Below are 777 nucleotides of genomic sequence, written 5' to 3'. Positions count from 1 at the left end.
GCCTGCAGAGCCTGAGCATTTCCGGCGTCGAGATCATCAGCAATGGCGTGGTCCAGGGCTTGCCGATCTCCGGCAGCACCTGGATAGGCAGCACCCTGACGATCACCGGCTATGACCCGGCCACCGGCGTGGTGAGCTACAGCTACACCTTGAACTACACCGACACCCACCCCAACGCCGACGGCGCCAACAGCATCACCGAGAACTTCGAAGTCATCGCCGTGGATGCCGACGGCAGCGAGGCGCGTGGGGAAATCAACGTCAAGGTCGTCGATGACCTGCCGACTGCCAAGCCCGATGCGACGTCGGTGGCCGAGGGCGGCACCGTCACCGGCAACGTGCTGGCGAACGATGTCGGCGGCGCCGACGGCTCCGGTGGTGGCGTGGTTGGCGTGCGTGCTGGCGCGGACACTTCGACCCCGGTGCATGGCGGCCTGAACAGCCAGATCAACGGCACCTACGGTTACCTCACCCTGGATGCGGCGGGCAACGCCGTGTACCACAGCTACCCGAACTCGGTGAGCGGCCCTGGTGCGAGCGACGTGTTCACCTACACCCTGCGCGATGCCGACGGCGACGAGAGCACCACCACCGTCACCATCGACGTGCACAACAGCTGCCTGGTGGCGACCAGCGACCACGACGTGACCGTCTACGAAAAAGCCCTGGACCTGCATCAGGACGGCCAGGACCTGGCACCCGGCAGCGTGACCGGCAGCCAGCCATGCAGCCCCGGCGAAACCGCCAGTGGCACCCTGGTCGGCGCGGTCCACGGCG

Annotated in this window: 1 protein-coding gene; it reads left to right on the top strand. The window is 66.9% G+C overall.

The window, feature by feature from the left end:
• The coding region (locus ACYP2Q_RS31455) for an Ig-like domain-containing protein (protein WP_459734101.1) at window positions 1-777 on the top strand (777 nt) is incomplete at both ends.

It is taken from the genome of Pseudomonas sp. MHK4, assembly GCF_054600775.1.
This window is presented reverse-complemented; position numbering and strand designations above follow the sequence as displayed.